Origin of the sequence: Methylicorpusculum oleiharenae, assembly GCF_009828925.2 — a bacterium.
GTDB classification, from domain to species: Bacteria; Pseudomonadota; Gammaproteobacteria; order Methylococcales; family Methylomonadaceae; genus Methylicorpusculum; species Methylicorpusculum oleiharenae.
Genome location: NZ_WUTY02000001.1, coordinates 2503425 through 2521311, shown reverse-complemented (window position 1 = coordinate 2521311; position 17887 = coordinate 2503425). Strand labels below are relative to the sequence as shown.

Below are 17887 nucleotides of genomic sequence, written 5' to 3'. Positions count from 1 at the left end.
TAGGTCGGGCAACAGTTTTATCGTTGCCCGACATTGCGGTCTTCAATGATAAAATGGCAGATGTAAAACCACAAATCGTTTCCACATTGAAATATTGTAATGTCGGGCACGAAAAGCATGTGCCCGACCTACAAGGCTACAAAGCCGCTATTCAGAGTTGGCCCAAAACTATAGACGGGTGATCAGATGATCGCGAATCAATAAAAATAAGGATCAGGGATCCTGAATTCAGGTCTTGCAATCAAGCATTTTAGTCATGCCTTTAGATGTAAATTGTTTAAATTTGATTAGCAATGACCAATCGCTATAATGGCCGCAATGACTTAATCACTATTAGGCAAGTTGCTATGACCGATGATGAATTACGTGAAATTGTTGCTAATTTAGCGCTGTCTGTCGCAAACCAAAACGGATGCGCAGCTGGCTAAGACAGATGCCCAACTGGCTAAAACTGACGCGCAACTGGCCAAGACGGATGCGCTGTTGGCTAAGACAGATGTTAAATTGAGCAAACTGGCCGATATGTATGGGGGAGTCGGTAATAATCAAGGCAAAGTTGCCGAAGAGTTTTATTACAATTCGCTAAAACACAAGCTGGAAATCAACGGTATTCAGTTTGATTTTATTGAGAAAAATGTTACACGAAGCAAAGGTGATATTGAAGAAGAATACGGCATATTGCTGGTCAATGGTAAAGACGTATTTATTGTAGAGGTTAAATATCGATTACATCCTAGAGATATAGACTGTTTATTAGGCCGTAAACTGGCTAATTTTATAAAATTATTTCCTGAATACCAGGACTATAAAATTCATTTAGCATTAGCGAGTTTTGCCATAGAAGAAGATGTTAAGCGGATGGCGTTAGAACAAGGCATTACAGTATTACAGCGACGGGGAAATATCATAGAAACATTGGCGGCATAAAAGCAGGTCTGGCTCAGGCCTTTTATTTTCTACGCTGTTTTGCCATCATAGTCCTGAAAACAAAAAAAGCCCTTCCGGACTTTTTTTGTTTTGGTCTAACGCGTCTAAAGTCGCATTTTTTATGGCTAGCCGAGTTTATCCAATATGGCTTGAGCTTGCTTTTTCTGTTCCGGATTGCCGTTCAGGACGACTTCGTTTGCCAGTCCCATCGCGGCTTCGGCATCACCCATATCAATATAGGCTCGTGCCAAATCTATCTTAGTTTCAAATTCATCCATATCCGTGAGATCAGAAACACCAAAATCCAGGTCTAACGAAACTGAACTATCATCGTTCACCTTCTCCGGCTTTTTATCCTCATCAAAATCAAAGTTAAAATTAAAATCAAATTCTTCATTTTCATTCGAAGCGCCATCCTCAGATAAATTGACTGCGCTTGGTACTTCCGGACTTTCCTTCTTGCTGAAATCAGGCAGAACAGATAAATCAAAGTTTAACTCGGGAGGAAGTTTATCCTCCCCATTGGGTGCCGGACTCTTGGTATCACTGCTGTCAAATTCAGGAACACTAAAATCAAAATCAAAACTTTCTATATCGGCAGCATAAGGTGCGTCATCTTTCGTTGAATCACTCTCTGATGAATCGTTAATGGCGGTAAAATCAAATTCAATTGAATTATCTTGAATCTCTGTTTTATCCTGACTTTTCTTGGCTACTGAAATTGAGTCAATATTTTCAAATTCACTTAAGTTAAAGTCAAAATCCAGACCGTCGTCCCCATCGGTTACATTTTCATCTTTTAGGGTATGCGGTGTTTTCAAGTCTGTTTTATCGAAAACCGGTAGATCAAAGTCATAAGCATCTTCTTCTTTAGTCTCAACCTGACTGACAGGAACATCGTCCTGCTCCATTGCAGCCAGCGCTTCTAATTCAGAAGTAAAGTCTGTGCCGAAATCAAGATCCTCCGGCACTTCATTTTTGCTTGCTAAACCGGACGCAGGGATACCGTTGCCGGGACTTATTTCACTAGCCATCTCATTGACTTTAGCCCAAAAGTCTTTGTCTTCCTGTTTGCTAGAACGTTTTAACTCGCTAACGTAATGTTCAAATGCCTCTTTGTTTTCATTGGCATAAAAAATTTCCAGCAATTTTAATTTCAGTACATTATTGTCAGGGGCATCAGAAATAGCATGACGAATTAACTCCTCAGCTTGCTGATAGCGGCCGTAAGCCAAATAAACATCCGCTTCGGATATTGGATCAACTTCATGTTGATCCGTGTCGAAAGCATCGAAATCACTGGGCGTGAATTCACTTAAAAACGAACTCTCGCCCACGGTGCCGACATCATAATTTGAGGCATCTTCTATAGAAGGCACATTAAGCTGCTCTTCTAAATCAGGCAAACTGATCTCGGATGAGGCGGCGAACATGCTATGAATTTCTTCTTCAGCCTGGGACTGGCGTTTTCTTAAGCCGTACCAACCAACGCCACCCAATACGCCTAGTCCAAGCAGCGTGAGAAGTTCGTAATAGTAGTCAGAGAAAAAGCTCGTTTCCGGCTCAGGCGCTTTAACCGGTAATGGTTTGGGTTTAACAGGAGCCGGTTTTGCAATCGGTACAGGTTGCGGCTGAGAAGGGGTAGGAATCACAACAACCGGTTCGCCGATCTTATTCGGTTCAACAGTGACAGGTTGGGTTTCTGAAGCTTTTTCCTTATTTTGTAAGGCTGCAAGTTGCTCGTCTTTCAATGCCAGCAACTGTTGCATAACCGCCAATTGTTGTTCAAGCTTCTCCATTCTGACCTGCAGATCTGACTGAGCCTTGTCCTGCGTAGCTGCCAGACCTGTTGCTGACGACGGAGAAACGGAGTCTTTGACACTTCCGTCCTCCTGATTGCCACTGACTACATTGTCCGTATCAGCCACATCAACAGCCGTTGGAGCAACCAGTTTTAATTCGTTTTCAACAGCTTCCTGCACCGGTTTTTCAACTTCAACGCTTTGCCGGCTTAGCCCGCTTTTCCAGGCCTGATTATGTTTTTGAAACTCAGCAATTGCATCCTGCCTGCTCAGTTTCAATATGACATCTTTACTTGGAATTTTAAGCCGGGTTCCGGCTGTCAACGCATTGACATTGTCCTTAAAGAAAGCCTGAGGATTCGCTTCAAATAAGGCCATCATGACCTGTTCTACTGAAGCTTCTTTTGCCCGGTTTATTTTTGATGCGACTGTCCATAACGTATCGGAACGGCCGACTGGTCCATAGACATTAGGATCGGCAGGTTTGGAAGGGCGTCTTGGTCTTGGCGTGTATTCGTAGTCCTCAGCTGATCTTGCTGACGACTCACGACGGGATACAGGAGCGGAAAAAACAGGAACTACGGCCTGTTGATAGGTTGCAGGAGGATCAACCAGAACAGTAAATTCACGGTATATACTGCCTTTAGGCCAAGTGACCTGAAGCAGGAAATCCAAAAAAGGCTCTCTTAAGGCCTCGGATGAAGTCAACCTGACAACAACAGCCCCATTAGGCTTGGTAATCAGATCAAACCTGATCTTGGAAAGAAAACCCGCCCAAGATAAACCGGCCTCATCGAACTTGTCCGGTGATGCCAGTTTAACTTGAATATCCGATGCATTTTCATCACCTGAAAGTTGCAGTGCAATTTCAGCGTTTAAATTCTGATTCAGAGCTGAGTGCAATTTGATCTCCCCTAACCCTAATGGGAGCGCGCTTGTAGGTGTCAGCAACGATACAAGCGCTAAAGTTCTAGTCAAATTGCGCACATTGTTCTCCTTCTATACACATTTACCACTGTCTAAACTCGGATCGGCCAAATACAGAAATAAGCTTAGCTTAGATGTAATTTTTTACCAGCTCTTCGGCTATTTGCACGCTGTTCAAGGCCGCACCTTTCCTAACGTTATCCCCGACTACCCACAGATCCAAACCCAATGGGTGCGAAATATCTTCCCTGATACGGCCTACAAAAACATTATCATGTCCAGAGGATTCGGTTACTGCCGTTGGGTAACCGCCATCCTTACGCGCGTCCATTACCGTAACGCCAGGCGCACGGGCGAGTAACTTTCTCACGGTATCAACATCGATTTTTTTGCGTGTCTCAATATGGACTGCTTCGGAATGCCCATAGAAAACAGGAACCCGAACAGCAGTAGGATTGACCTGAATGTTTTCATCCTCCATGATTTTTCGCGTTTCCCAAACCATTTTCATTTCTTCTTTGGTATAGCCGTTATCCATGAAAACATCAATTTGCGGCAACACGTTAAATGCGATCTGTTTAGGATAAACCGATGACTGAGCCGGTTTGCCGTTTAATAACGCAGCTGTCTGCTGAACCAATTCCTCGATGGCCTCTTTGCCCGTTCCTGAGACAGCCTGATAAGTGCATACATTGATGCGATCAATGCCCACCGCGTCATAAATCGGTTTTAACGCAACCAACATTTGAATCGTTGAACAATTTGGGTTGGCTATTATGCCTCTGTTTTTATAATCGGCAATTCTATGAGCATTGACTTCAGGAACCACCAAAGGAATGTCATCGTCATAACGGAACTGTGACGTGTTATCTATCACGATACAACCCGCAGCTGCAGCTTTGGGCGCATATTCAGCCGACACTGAGGCGCCTGGAGAAAACAAGCCGATTTGTACTTTGGAAAAATCAAAATCGGCTAAATCCTGTACTTTTAAATAGGAGCCTTTAAAATGGATTCGTTTTCCTTCGGAACGGCTGCTGGCCAGCGCATAGACCTCACCCACCGGAAAATTGCGTTCTTCTAATATCGATAGCATCGCTTCACCGACAGCGCCTGTTGCACCTACGACTGCGACGTTATAAAGTTTTGTCATTGTTTATTACTCGTGTGTTAATGCGGATATATCTGCATCACCTGCTCGGTCATGCAGACGCTAATTATGGCTTTAGAATCTATAAGCACCCCGGCATCTAAAGCATTATTACTGTTTGAACGATCAATGTGTCTCTTGTGGCCTGATTTTTAAAGCATTAACTCCAACGTAATGGAGTTATACGCTCTCAGGTTAATCTTATAAGCAGTCAGTAAATAACCAGGGCGCCCGTTTTGCACGCTCAACTTCATAGGCTTTGATTGAATCGGCCTGCAGCAGTGTTAAGGCTATATCATCCAAACCATTTAAAAGTCGGTATTTTCGGGCTGCATCAATCTCGAATGATATTACTTTAGCGCTGGGCGTAGTTATCGTTTGAGTATCAAGATCAATGGTCAATTGATAGCCTTTATCCTGTTCATTAAACAAATCATCAACGATGCCGCTATTGAGAACAATCGGCAACAGACCATTTTTAAAGCAGTTGTTATAAAAAATATCGGCAAAACTGGTTGCGACAATCGCTCTAAAGCCAAAGTCCTCAAGTGCCCAAGGGGCATGTTCTCGAGAAGATCCGCAGCCGAAATTCTCCCGTGTCAACAATATTTCCGCACCTTGGTACTCCGGTTGGTTCAAAACAAAATCCGGATTTACAGGCCGATGGGTACAATCCATCTCAGGCTCGCCTCTATCCAGATAACGCCATTCATCGAAAAGAAAAGGACCAAAACCTGAACGTCGGATAGATTTTAGAAACTGTTTAGGAATGATCGCGTCGGTATCAACGTTTGCCCTGTCTAGCGGAGCCACTAATGAAGTTAGTCGGGTAAATGGTTTCATCGATTTAGTTCCTGCTCAGCTTGCTGACATCAACGAAATGGCCTGCGATCGCTGCGGCTGCAGCCATTGCGGGACTGACCAGATGCGTTCTGCCTCCGTATCCCTGCCGGCCTTCAAAATTTCGGTTAGAGGTTGAAGCACAACGCTCACCGGGTTCCAGTTTATCGGCATTCATCGCCAGACACATCGAACAGCCCGGATCACGCCATTCAAAACCCGCTTCCATAAACACTTTATCCAGGCCTTCGGCTTCAGCCTGCTGCTTAACCAGACCGGACCCCGGAACGACCATTGCCAATTTGATAGTGGCTGCTACTTTTTTTCCTTTTGCCACTTCAGCCGCCGCCCGCAAATCTTCAATACGCGAGTTGGTGCAAGAACCAATGAATATTTTATCGAGGTAAATGCCGGTTATTGGCTGACCGGCTTTAAGGTCCATGTATTGCAAAGCTCGCAACATGCTCTCTTTTTTGACCGCATCGGTTTCAAGACTGGGATCAGGCACGGAAGCATCAACAGGCACGACTAATTCAGGCGAGGTTCCCCAGGTCACCTGCGGCTTGATTTGCGTTGCATCCAGTTCGACCACTTTATCGAACACTGCATCGGCATCCGAATGAAGCAAACGCCACAAGCGTTCAGCCATAAACCAGTTGCTTCCTTTCGGAGCAAAAGGTCTGTCACGGTAATAATCGATGGTAATTTCATCAACGCCGATCAAACCTGCTCGCGCACCCGCTTCAATCGCCATATTACAGACAGTCATACGCCCTTCCATTGACAAGGCTCTGATGGCTGAACCGGCAAACTCAATGGTGTAGCCGTTTCCGCCTGCCGTGCCTATTTTACCGATGATTGCCAGCACGATATCTTTTGCAGTCACACCCGGCCCGACTTGACCTTCAACCTTGATCAGCAGGTTCTTGGCTTTTTTCTGCACAAGACATTGCGTAGCCAGCACATGTTCTACTTCCGAAGTTCCGATACCGAACGCCAGCGCCCCAGAAGCACCGTGCGTTGAGGTATGGGAATCACCGCAGACAACCGTCATACCCGGCAAGGTCGCCCCTTGCTCGGGCCCGACAACATGTACGATACCCTGCCTGATATCCGTCATATTAAATTCGGTGATGCCAAATTCCGTGCAATTTTTATCCAGCGTTTCAACTTGTAAACGCGAAATCGGATCGGCAATACCCTTATCTCTATCGGTTGTGGGCACGTTATGGTCGGCAACTGCCAGATTTCTGGATCTGCGCCACGTCTGACGCCCTGCCAAACGAAGTCCTTCAAAGGCTTGGGGCGAAGTGACCTCATGGACCAATTGGCGATCAATATAAATCAACGCGGAACCATCGTCGTCCGTATAGACCACATGATCGTCCCATAATTTGTCGTATAAAGTTTTACCTGACATAGCTTTATCAATAATTACGCCGGACTGCCGGCAACGAAGAAAAACACCGGTAAACCGTTTAGCGGTTAAACCGGAAACCATTTAATCAGCTCAATATGGCAAATACTTTCTGAGTAATTTGATCTACGGTGCCTACCCCCTCAATGGAAGCAAAGCGGTTGGAGCGTTCCGGAGCCGAGTAAAAACCCACCAAAGGCTTGGTTTGTTCATGATAGACACTCAAACGCTTGCGAACGGTTTCTTCTTTGTCATCATCACGCTGAATCAAAGACTCACCTGTCACATCATCAACCCCCTCAGTTTTGGGCGGATTAAATTCGATATGGTAGGTTCGGCCTGATCCAGGGTGAACCCGTCTGCCGCTCATTCGTTTGACAATGTCTTCATCTTCAACGACGATTTCTATGACCTGATCGATCACCACACCCATGGTCATCAAACCTTCCGCCTGAGCAATCGTTCGGGGAAAACCATCCAGTAAAAAACCATTGCTGCAATCGGGCTGCGTAATGCGTTCTTTGATGAGGCCCAAAATAATATCATCGGAAACCAAACCGCCCGCATCCATTACCTTTTTAGCTTCAATCCCCAAGGGTGTGCCTTCGCGCACTGCCGCACGAAGCATGTCACCGGTCGAAATTTGAGGAATCTTGAATCGTTCGGTAATAAACTGGGCCTGAGTTCCCTTGCCGGAACCTGGACTGCCCAAAAGAATGATGCGCATAACTAACTCCAATGTGGTTATTATTGTATTTGGAAACGTTCAGACTGATGTAAAGTAAAAATACTGCGCCTATACATAAGCAGAAAGTCAATAGAATTAAACGGTCCATTTTATATCAGAACATCTATTAACTCTTGTAAAAATATGATTATTTCCCTATTCTTAGCCGGTTTTATAAAACTTAGGAGTAAAGTTACATGCGCGTTGCAGATTTAATGACAACTAAAGTATTCACGGTTGACCAGCATGACATGGTTGATCGCGTCTTTTTCTTGATCCATTACGAAAAAGTCAGGCATTTACCTGTGACAGAAAAAGGTAAAGTGATTGGCATTGTCTCTGACAGGGATTTATACAAAGCGCTGGGGCCTAAAAGCAATTCCAAATCGATTGAACCGGTTGAAGGATCAACTTTACTCCATGTGATTCCCCAAAAAGTTCAGCACATTATGCGCCGGGGCGTATTAACCGTTAACCCTGAAACCTATGCGTCAGAAGCGGCCGCAATTATGGCTGAAAACAAAGTAGGCGCATTACCTGTGGTTGACCAGAATCATAAATTAGTCGGCATTGTATCGGCAACGGATATTCTGAGGGTTTTTGCAAAGATTCAAAAAGCCAATGAAGCGCGCGAAGAACGCATTTCTGAAGGCGTCAGCCATACTTAAGCTTTAAAACAAAAAGCCCTTCGGGGCTTTTTTATTCCTTTTTCAAAGTAGAAACATGTGTCTCCCGAAGCAATAACTGAACAAACCCGGCATTGGCTGGAGACCGTCGTCATCGGCTTAAATCTGTGCCCTTTCGCCCGTAAAGTCCATGAACAAAAACGCATTCGTTACAGCATCTGCTTTGAGCTCAATCCCGCTTATTGCCTTGATCTGTTGCTTGAAGAGTTTAAACAGTTGGATCAAAAACCCGATATCGCGACAACCTTGCTGATTTATGCCGAGGCTTTCTCTGAATTCGATGACTACCTGGATTTACTCGGCTTGGCCGAGGACTTACTGATCGATAACGGTTATGAAGGTATTTATCAACTGGCAAGCTTTCATCCTGATTACCGTTTTGATGGCTGTGATGACAACGATCCTGCCAATTATACCAACCGGTCACCTTATCCCATGCTGCACCTGCTGAGAGAGAGCGACCTGGAAATGGCGATAGCACAACATCCTGACGCAAGTTTAATCCCCGAAAACAATATAGCTTTGACCCGGAATTTAGGTTTGGAGCAAATGCAAAAACGCCTGGCGGCCTGTTGCGCGAAAAACAAAAACGCTTGAAAATAAAAAGCCCGCCCTTGAATGCAAGGGCGGGCTTTTTAGTCACACGTGAAAATTCTTATCAGCAAAGTTGATCAAGCAGCAACAGACGTTTTACGTGCCCGGGCAAAACCAAACAAACCCAACAAACCCGTACCCATAAACCACACAGCTGCGGGGATAGGAACAGGCGAGCCTTCATCAGGAGTGATGAAGGCTATGTCTTTAGAGCTGCCACTGCCACCATTGGGGCCTGGCCCTACTGACTGAGCTCTGATACCGAATGCAGTGCCTAAGAATACCTCTTCCAAAATTTTACCCGAGCTGGCAAATGTAAAACTGGTTTGGGTAATCAAACCCGAACGCGAACCCGGATCTCCAATTGTCAACAGTACATCAGGCGTACCATTGGAAAACAAATTGTCGCCAGAACCCTGGAAATTGTTGCCACCCCCATTGTTCAGAGTATTAAAACCAACTTTTTCAATATCGTCACCTTTTATAGCTAAATTGTTGGCTATAAACCCATTGTTCAAGTCAAATGCGATACCCAGAATATCGCCGGTATTTGGACTGTTATCGGCAATTTTGACATTGACAGTGAAAGTGTCAGTAAGGTGGTCAATAGTGACAACATAATTGACAGCATCAGAACCGTATTGAACAAAATCATTAAATGTTACAGTGCCTGCACTTGCAGAACCGGCACTTGCCATTAATAAGCCCGCGAGCATCGCGCTACCAGGGGTAATTTTTTTCATACAAGGACTCCGATTGATAAACATCAAAATAATTAACTCAGTCTTTGCTAGTATAAACCAAATAAAATATTGTGACCAATATCACAATAACAGATAAATTTTTTTACACTCTTTCAGAGCAAAAACCCGCTGTCCCCTACCCTGGTAAAGCTGCCTTCTCTGAGGTTGTTCCCAGTACCCATAACCCACTTCAGGACAGAACGTTACCAAAATCATAAATCAAAGGAGCAAAGCCAATTAGCTTTCTTGAATTAATTGACGATTTGCCCGACCTCAAATTTTCTCAAATAATCCCCCAACTGAAAATTCTCCTTAACCTCATCATGCGGGATTAACACATACTTCCAAGCTTTACCGCCGTTTTTCAATAAGTACTCGCCAGCATTCTGACACCATTTAGAAGCAGCGTCTGCTTTCGCCTGTACGATTGCATCGGTCATTTCCGCTTGTGACTTGGTTTCTACCATCAGTACGCACTCGTTCGTTTCAGCAACAAAGTCAGGCACATATTCGGGATGTTCTCCGCCATCACGATAGAAGATTTTGAATTGGCCTTTAGCCGGCTTAAACCACTTTTGTGCGTCACGCTCCAAGATCACCGCAAAGCGGCGTTCGGTATCGGAATCAAACTTTTGCACAGGATATAAACACTTGCTGAATCCGCCAAACAGCATCTGTTTGATCTTGTCTTTCTCTGTAACAGTATCGCGATAGGAATTGACGGCTTGTCCTGCTGCAATGGTATACGCGCAGCTTTTTAATGGGGTAAAGCCGCTACGCACCTAGACCTCATACGAGTCAGCTTTTTCCCAAAAGTGCGCAGCCATTTGCGTGTAGATGAATTTGGCAATCAGCGGGCGATGGTTGCTCAGTACAGTGTTGATTTCTTCATCCGACAACGTCATATCTTTGAGATGCTGAACTACTTGGCCCGACAGGTCATACAGCAAATCTGCATGGTCATCGTAGCTTATATCGTCATAGTCAATCAGCGCATGAACAATATAGTTTTCGGGTTTGTCTTCTGTTAAGCCAATCTGCGAAACCATGAACACTTGCTCGTTGGTTCGTAAATTTTGAATGACAATATCGCGTTCTGATGGATGTAAATTCAGGCCGCTTAAATCCAGCGTAAAGGCTTTATAACCGTAACTGACTTCGCCTTTCGGTACGACGATGACACGCGGAATATCTATAGTATGCTGCACCAGCAATTCAGTAGTCTTTGCCGCAATGTCAGCGACATCAACCGGATGTTCCAAATCAAACAGTGATTGTTGCCCTACTGCTAATTGTTCCGTCACCGCTTTTATCACGGATTGTTGCACAGCATCATTCAATAAGGCTTTGCTAGTGGCAACGGTTTGCGGTGCGTGTTGTAGCTTGTTTAGCTCAGCGATAACAAATTGCGCAACCGTTTGTTCAGCAATTCCAGAAAAAATCGGTTGTTGTTCTTTATCAGGCAATGGGTAGCAAACGCCACCTGAAGTGCTACCTCCAACTAAGGTATCCAAGTTAGAAATAACCGACACGCTAATGGTTTTGTCATCAGCGGATGGGGCATCCAGTATCACTTGTTTCAAGCGCAATGGATTCTCCGGATTGTTTGCTTCATCTAAAATGTGTTGAAACCTGTCGTGCGCAACAATATTCAATCTATCTACCATTGCAACACCGGTACGCTTTCCATACGGTAAACGTAAACCACGACCGATGGATTGTTCAATCAAAGTCCTGGCATTGGCGGCACGTAACGGCACTATCGTATACAGATTAGTAACGTCCCAACCTTCTTTGAGCATGTTGACGTGAATAACAATTTCAGTCGGTTCATCATGGCTTTCTACCGCCAATAACCGGGAAATCATTTCCTCTTCAGCAGCACCTGATTTACTGCTATCCACCTGAATGATTTTGCCTTGATAGCGGCCCTCAAAAAACGCCGACGATTCCATCAACTCCAGCAATTGCCCTGCGTGTGTCGTGTCTCTGGCAATCACCAGCATAAACGGCTTAACCACCGATAAATCGTTTTCGTGCGCATAAGTCAGCAGTTCAACCTTAGTCGCTTCATGTAATCGAATACCATCCATCAGCTTGATACGTTCAATATCTGCTGCCGAATGCTGCGATGGATCAAAGTTGCGTTGCGTGACAACCGCTGGTTCCTTAACAAAACCATCGTCCATCGCTCGCGCTAATGGATAATCTACAACGACATTTTTAAACGGTACGGGGCCTTTGCTGGATTCGGTAAATGGCGTTGCAGTCAGTTCCAAACCCAATAACGGCTTTAATTCATTTAACGCACGAATACCCGCATCAGCCCGATAACGGTGCGACTCATCCATCAACAACACCAGATCAGGCAATGCAGCAAGGTAGTTAAAGTAGCTATCGCCCAGATATTCGGATAAGCGTTTGATGCGTGGCGCTTTTCCGCCGCGCACCTCTGAGTTGATTTTAGAGATATTAAAAATGTTGATGGAAATAGACGAAAATACATCCAGCGCACGACCTTTCACTTCATAGTCGTCGCCGGTGATGATTTTGGGTGAATTAACCGCAAACTCCGCAATGCCTTTAAACACATACTTGGGTGTATTAGGCGTAAAGTCCGCGATCAACTTATTATAGATGGTTAAATTGGGTGCTAAAACAAAAAAATTGCTAATGCCATGCGCCAAGTGCAAATAGCTGATGAAGGCACCCATCAAGCGCGTTTTACCCACGCCCGTTGCCAGGGCAAAGCACAATGATGGAAAGTCCCGTTCAAAATCCGAAAGTTTAGGAAATTCAGATTTTAGAATGTCCAGTATGGCCGCAGTATCCCGTTTAGGATGCAATATGTCAGGTGTTGCAGTAATGGCTTGTTGTAACGCTTCCAATGATTCGCGTTGCGGTGCACGCAGGCTTAACCGTCCGGAAACGGTATTGACAACTCGGTTAGTCATGAGTTGATTCCTTGTCTGGAAGATTGGCTGCGTAGAGGGTTAATTTCAACTCCATATCCGCTAGATTCTCATACAGCGGTTTTTTGCCGGACAGCCGCTCACTTTCCGCCAGAATCACATCAACGCCCGAACCTCTGCGATCCATTAAATACTCGCGGCCTAAACCAGACTCACGTAAAGGGTAATATCGAGAAAATAAGCTGGATAGCACTTCATTTCGCGGCATGGACATCAACCGCATGGTGTCAACCGTCATCGAGTTAGGCAGCGCGCCCGGCGAATACAATTCCAGCCGATCTGCAAACAGATGTAAGCGAATTCGTCCGTTCCAAATCGAATAATCCCGATGCACCACAGCATTGACGATGGCTTCGAAAACCGCGCGCAAACTGTATTGCGGATAATCAATCCGTCCCAAGTCTTTACGCGCCGGCACCTTCATGTGTAAACGTACAAAATCAAAAGCATCCCATATTTGCCGATCCAGCGGACCTTCAAAATCTTTTGCATCCAATTGCTCGTTAGGGTCGTTGACCAAACCGCTATACGCCACCGCCTGAATATAAGCAGCGGGAAACCATTCCGTGGGCTTAGGTGTGCATAACAACACCCCAGCCACGCTTAATCGTGATACGCCCTGATCGTCTGCCATCAAATGCAGGCGGCGCAATTGTTGCTCGGGCTCGCCTTCGTTGGCGCGTAAAAACGGCCTTACCAACAACGCATCCGCCAGCGAAAAATCAGTGGCTAAGACCGCTTGCTCTTCAAAACGAATCAAGCGTGATTGGCTACGTTGTTGAAAGAGTCGCGCCAGAACATCCGGCGTCATCTCGCGTTTAGCATGGGCAATTCGCTTGAAATAACCGTTGGGACTTTTATGCACCATTAAACTGCGCGGCACCTCAACAACAATCACGGGCCGAAGTTGTCCACCGGCATCCGGTAACTCAATATGCCGGGTGAAAAAATCCAAAGGCGGCTGAATTCGGGTTTGACCAATTTCAGCCAGCCACTTTTCCACCGTATCTAAGGCCGCGCATTCAATCCCAAGTATCTGTTTAGTGTTGTCGTCAACACCCAAAATCAAGCAACCGCCATTGCCATTCGCCATCGCTGCCAATTCATCCGCCAAACTATCCGGGTGCGGCCCCTCGACTTTATGATCACCCCGCATCACCAGACGCTTTAACTCCATGCTGGAATCTTCACCCAGGCGAATTCGGGTCAACCAGTTATTAACTGTCATTCTTGGACTCCTCGACTTGCGCCTGCTTTTGAAGTTCGAGCAGTGTACCCCGCATACGCTCCAGAACCGCTTCTGTTTGCTGCAAAATGTCATGATTCCAGAAGCGCAAAATCGTGAACCCCTGAGTTTTAAGCCAGGCGTTGCGTAGCGAGTCGGCTTCATCGCCATGCTGCCCACCATCAGCCTCGATAATTAAACGATATTCAAGGCAAACGAAATCCACAATGTAGCGACCGATGGGTAGCTGTCGTTTGAATTTCAAATCCATGAAACGGTGTGCTCGGAGGTGATACCAAAGGCGTTGTTCAGCATCGGTTTGATGGGATCTTAGGTATTTAGCAATTTCCAGTTGGGTATCCCCACTTTCATCAGAGTGAGTGGAATTTTTGGGGTTGTTTTCATTCATGAAACACCTCCTCGTTAAATAAATCCAGAGTCAGATCATCTTTCAGAGTTGCCCGCTTTTTGCTCCCCTCTCCTTCAGGGAGAGGGGCTGGGGGAGAGGGTGCGACCATCGGCAAATTCGCCACATTCAAACTGTAATCGTCATGCGCCCATTCACAACGCGATAACACCATCTTGGGGATTTTCTTTAAGGTCAGGTTAGCAAACTGATCCGCTTTACCGCGAAACGCTGCGCAGCAGACTAACAAGGAACGATCACCGCCGACTTCCAGCGACAACTCTTCCAGTTGTTGATGCGACAGATTCTGTGTGGTGGCGTAGATAAAATCCAGTTGAGACGAATAGCCATGATTCCACCACTGCAAATCAGAAGGCGCATAAGTAAAACCTTCCAGCTTGCATAACGCTTCGGCCAGCATGGCCGGATTGTAATTTTTATTCACCACCCAGTTACCCCATTTGTCTTGCTCTAATAGAGAAGGTGCCAAGGTGTAATAACGAAAGCCACCACCGCCTTGCCAGTTGACGGCTTTGCTTATACCTCCCTGATCTTCACCGTCTATGACTTTTTGCAAACGCGGGATGATATGGGTTTGGCAATGCTCACCGAGTTCTATCATGATCCAGCGTCGGCCCATTTTGTGGGCGACAGCGCCAGTGGTGCCTGAGCCAGCGAAGGAGTCTAGGACTAGGTCGTTGGGCTTTGTTGTAAGTTCTAAAATCCGTTGGATCAATTTTTCAGGTTTAGGAGTAGAAAATATATTTTTATCGTTGAATTTTGATACTTCGCGTTTTGCATCTTGATTATCGCCAACCTCTGTTCTTAGCCATAAGGTCATACAGACAATACCTTCTTGAACCTCGGTAAGAAATCGTTTTATTCGCGGTACATTATTTCCAGTTTCTCCAAACCAGATTCTATTATCAGCTCGTAATTCTTCAAATCGCTTTGGAGATGCAGCCCAACAACGACCTTTTGTTGGAAGGAGGGTTCTACCAGAAGGGGTAGTTATTTCGTATATATTTTCACTAATACCCGTTTTGGCAAATTGAGCACCGCGCTGTCCACCTGTAAGGCTGATTGTAAAATCGCCTGAAGTCCATACTCCGCGAAGGTCATTGTCAGGATTTAGGTATCTTGAGTCTGAGTCGCTAGTTCTAGGTAAGAGGTTAGGACGCCAAAGCTCCTTATTTTTCGCATATACGAGAACATGGTCATGGCTATCAGAAAGCCAAATACTGTTGGCTTGAGGGGAGAATTTTTTTTGCCAAACCACATTGGCTACAAAATTTCCCCGTCCAAAAATCTCATCACACAAAACCTTCAAATAATGCGCTTCATTATCGTCAATCGTAATCCACAACGAGCCATCATCCGCTAATAACTCACGAATAATCTCCAAACGATCTCGCATCAACGACAACCAAAGGGAATGCTCTAAGCCATCGTCATAATGGGTAAAGGCGCTGCCGGTATTATAAGGCGGGTCGATAAACACACATTTCACCTTACCTCGAAAGTCCTGTTCCAAGGCTTTTAAGGCCAGCAGGTTGTCGCCAAAGATCAGCTTGTTATCAAACTGATCGTTATCATTGACGCGATGCTTAGCGTGATACGACAAACTGGGGTCTTCCAATAATATGCGCGGCTCCAGCTTCGGCCTTTTATCCTTGCCTATCCAGGTGAGTTGCAGTTTCTGCTTTCCCGCCATTAGAAACTCCAATCCTGTTGTTGCATAAACTTTTCCGGATCAATGCAAGGTATTTGGAAATACTGGCAAACGTTCGGTATTTTGGTGGCATTTGGTTTAAACAGCTCTTCGGTCACAACCGTTCCCTGATTGATTTTGGCGCAAGCGATCACAAAAGGATCGGCCACCGGCGTTCCTTTTAGCCGTCGTTGTTCGCCTATAAGCGCTTGAAAGTGGGTGATTTTAAAAATTTCAGCAACAAACCTTAATTCTGCCGCACTGGGGATAGTAAAAATTTCTTTTCGTTCTTTTAGCCATACATTGTTGTATTGGTCTGGATTACCTCGTTCCATTTCATTCCATACTGATTTAAATACGCCGGGATAAAAGTGTTTCAACTTGCTTAGGGAACTCGTATCAAAGACATAAATCATGCGTTACCAACTCCCTGTAATACTTTTTGCTCAAGGCCTGCAAAATTTTTAGCTTTTATTACAAGTAAGTCTGAGGCCTGCTCCATACTGATTTGGCTGCGATAGTACTGGGTAAAAACCTCAGTAGAAAAACGATGGCTTAGATACACATTTTGAGATGCATACCAATCACCACCGCTACCGGTTTTCTTTTGATTAGCCCAGAATTTTGCTTTTTCTTCGTAAAAATTTTTACTTGCGCGCCCTTGATCCAGAAACCGCCGCAAAATAGCTTCTCTGCTTACACTGTATCGGTTTGCGATTTCAGAGAATCGCTCATCAGATACGGAATCAACATTCTGGGGAAAATTAATAGTTTGCTGCGTAAAGTCGTCAGATGGAATCAAGATTTCGGCAGCAATGGTATTACAAAATTGCTCAATTGTTTTTTCTTCGCTGGTTAATCTTTCGATATAACGGCTATCGAATTTACTAAGACCATTGATGTTCATCAGCAAGTGCGCCAATTCGTGCAGCAAGCTGAATATTTGGCGTGTTTTCGTTGTGCCGTTGTTGACGTAGATAATCGGCAGGTTTTTGTCCCTTAGGCAAAAACCGGAAATATCCTTTTGCTTGAAGCTGTTTTTAAAGACAAATACCCCCGCCTCTTCAATTGCTTGCCGCCACTGCTTTAACGCAACGTCATCGCTTGACCAGGACATTTGCTGATCCATGCGTATCCCAAGGAATTCACGAATATTGATGGCCTGCTCATTAATAGGCTTATTTGGAACAAGACTAATGCTTTCCCAAATAGGCTTTTCAACAGGATTTCTCCCGTTGAAAAGCTCATCCAAAGCAATTTGGTAAGCGTGCGCCCGACGGATTTGAATATAGGTTTCAGGGGATAAGTTTTCTAAATCAAATTCAGGAAGGGTTCTGAATTCTCTATCCGGGGTAATTTCGTCTGGTGGTTTCGGCAAGAAAAAGACTGCCAAAGGACGTTTGTAGACCTGATAAGCCAATTTTTCCAATTGTGCATAGCTTGGAGTATCTTTTCCCAATTCCCATGCTTCAACTTCTTCTGACGGACGTTTAAGTTTTCGAGCAACATCGTCGATCGACAAGCCAAGCGTTTGCCTTGCCCAACGAAACATTTCAGGCTGTATGCCATCAATTGGTTCCCGTTTCATATAAGCCTCTATTTTTATGGTCTTTCTAACACAAATAATTTTTTATCAATTCAGTAACATTCTTCCGAACAACACACGAAGGCATAGCTATTCAGACAGATGCTAATCATTGGCTTCGAACTGCTCCAAATTTTTCCGGTATTTAAGCCAAAAGACAGCTGTCGATCCTAAC

The 17887-nt window shown here is 45.0% G+C and carries 16 protein-coding genes; 3 read left to right on the top strand and 13 right to left on the bottom strand.

Features of this window, described 5'->3' with window-relative positions; genetic code table 11:
- The first annotated feature begins 483 nt into the window (after positions 1-483).
- Positions 484-927 carry a hypothetical protein gene (locus tag GO003_RS11420; protein ID WP_206444641.1) on the top strand — a complete coding sequence of 148 codons (444 nt, stop codon included), beginning with the start codon at positions 484-486 and terminating at the stop codon, positions 925-927.
- A gap of 125 nt (positions 928-1052) precedes the next feature.
- Here GO003_RS11420 and GO003_RS11415 read toward each other — a convergent pair whose 3' ends face one another.
- From GO003_RS11415 to adk, 5 genes are all read right to left on the bottom strand, one after another.
- The gene (locus GO003_RS11415) at positions 1053-3716 is read right to left on the bottom strand and encodes a FimV/HubP family polar landmark protein (protein ID WP_159655147.1); all 2664 of its coding nucleotides are present in this window, start codon (positions 3714-3716) and stop codon (positions 1053-1055) included.
- A gap of 70 nt (positions 3717-3786) precedes the next feature.
- A complete protein-coding gene (locus tag GO003_RS11410; RefSeq protein WP_159655145.1) occupies positions 3787-4809 on the bottom strand; it encodes an aspartate-semialdehyde dehydrogenase in 1023 nt (340 codons plus the stop codon).
- A 198-nt stretch (positions 4810-5007) separates the two neighbouring features.
- A complete protein-coding gene (gene leuD / locus GO003_RS11405; protein WP_159655143.1) occupies positions 5008-5649 on the bottom strand; it encodes a 3-isopropylmalate dehydratase small subunit in 642 nt (213 codons plus the stop codon).
- A 4-nt stretch (positions 5650-5653) separates the two neighbouring features.
- Complete coding sequence (gene leuC / locus GO003_RS11400; protein ID WP_159655235.1) at positions 5654-7066, bottom strand: 3-isopropylmalate dehydratase large subunit; 1413 nt, start codon at positions 7064-7066, stop codon at positions 5654-5656.
- Between the two features lie 85 nt (positions 7067-7151).
- A complete protein-coding gene (gene adk, locus GO003_RS11395; RefSeq protein ID WP_159655141.1) occupies positions 7152-7790 on the bottom strand; it encodes an adenylate kinase in 639 nt (212 codons plus the stop codon).
- Positions 7791-8005: 215 nt separating this feature from the next.
- On the opposite strand from adk, the gene GO003_RS11390 reads away from it, so the two are divergent.
- Both GO003_RS11390 and GO003_RS11385 read left to right on the top strand, forming a co-directional pair.
- Entirely contained in the window at positions 8006-8458 is a 453-nt protein-coding gene (locus tag GO003_RS11390) for a CBS domain-containing protein (RefSeq protein WP_231088950.1), read from the top strand.
- A gap of 57 nt (positions 8459-8515) precedes the next feature.
- Entirely contained in the window at positions 8516-9073 is a 558-nt protein-coding gene (locus GO003_RS11385; protein WP_159655137.1) for a DUF1415 domain-containing protein, read from the top strand.
- Positions 9074-9147: 74 nt separating this feature from the next.
- Here the strand turns inward: GO003_RS11385 and GO003_RS11380 are convergent, their stop codons facing one another.
- The 8 genes from GO003_RS11380 to GO003_RS11350 all read right to left on the bottom strand — a co-directional run bounded on the left by GO003_RS11380 (position 9148) and on the right by GO003_RS11350 (position 17679).
- Entirely contained in the window at positions 9148-9813 is a 666-nt protein-coding gene (locus GO003_RS11380) for a VPLPA-CTERM sorting domain-containing protein (protein ID WP_159655135.1), read from the bottom strand.
- A gap of 251 nt (positions 9814-10064) precedes the next feature.
- Entirely contained in the window at positions 10065-10595 is a 531-nt protein-coding gene (locus GO003_RS26575) for a hypothetical protein (RefSeq protein WP_407942099.1), read from the bottom strand.
- On the bottom strand, positions 10596-12767 hold the full coding sequence (locus GO003_RS11375; RefSeq protein WP_407942098.1) for a DEAD/DEAH box helicase: 2172 nt from the start codon (positions 12765-12767) through the stop codon (positions 10596-10598).
- A complete protein-coding gene (locus GO003_RS11370) occupies positions 12760-14013 on the bottom strand; it encodes an ATP-binding protein (protein ID WP_159655133.1) in 1254 nt (417 codons plus the stop codon). The genes GO003_RS11375 and GO003_RS11370 overlap by 8 nt, the downstream gene beginning before the upstream one ends.
- A complete protein-coding gene (locus tag GO003_RS11365) occupies positions 14003-14419 on the bottom strand; it encodes an endonuclease domain-containing protein (RefSeq protein ID WP_159655131.1) in 417 nt (138 codons plus the stop codon). The genes GO003_RS11370 and GO003_RS11365 overlap by 11 nt, the downstream gene beginning before the upstream one ends.
- The gene (locus tag GO003_RS11360; RefSeq protein WP_159655129.1) at positions 14412-16130 is read right to left on the bottom strand and encodes a site-specific DNA-methyltransferase; all 1719 of its coding nucleotides are present in this window, start codon (positions 16128-16130) and stop codon (positions 14412-14414) included. Before GO003_RS11360 ends, GO003_RS11365 begins: the two co-directional genes overlap by 8 nt.
- Positions 16130-16543, bottom strand: a complete 414-nt coding sequence (locus GO003_RS11355; RefSeq protein WP_159655127.1) for a PIN domain-containing protein — start codon at positions 16541-16543, stop codon at positions 16130-16132. The genes GO003_RS11360 and GO003_RS11355 overlap by 1 nt, the downstream gene beginning before the upstream one ends.
- Positions 16540-17679 carry an XRE family transcriptional regulator gene (locus tag GO003_RS11350; protein WP_231088949.1) on the bottom strand — a complete coding sequence of 380 codons (1140 nt, stop codon included), beginning with the start codon at positions 17677-17679 and terminating at the stop codon, positions 16540-16542. The genes GO003_RS11355 and GO003_RS11350 overlap by 4 nt, the downstream gene beginning before the upstream one ends.
- Between the last annotated feature and the right edge of the window lie 208 nt (positions 17680-17887).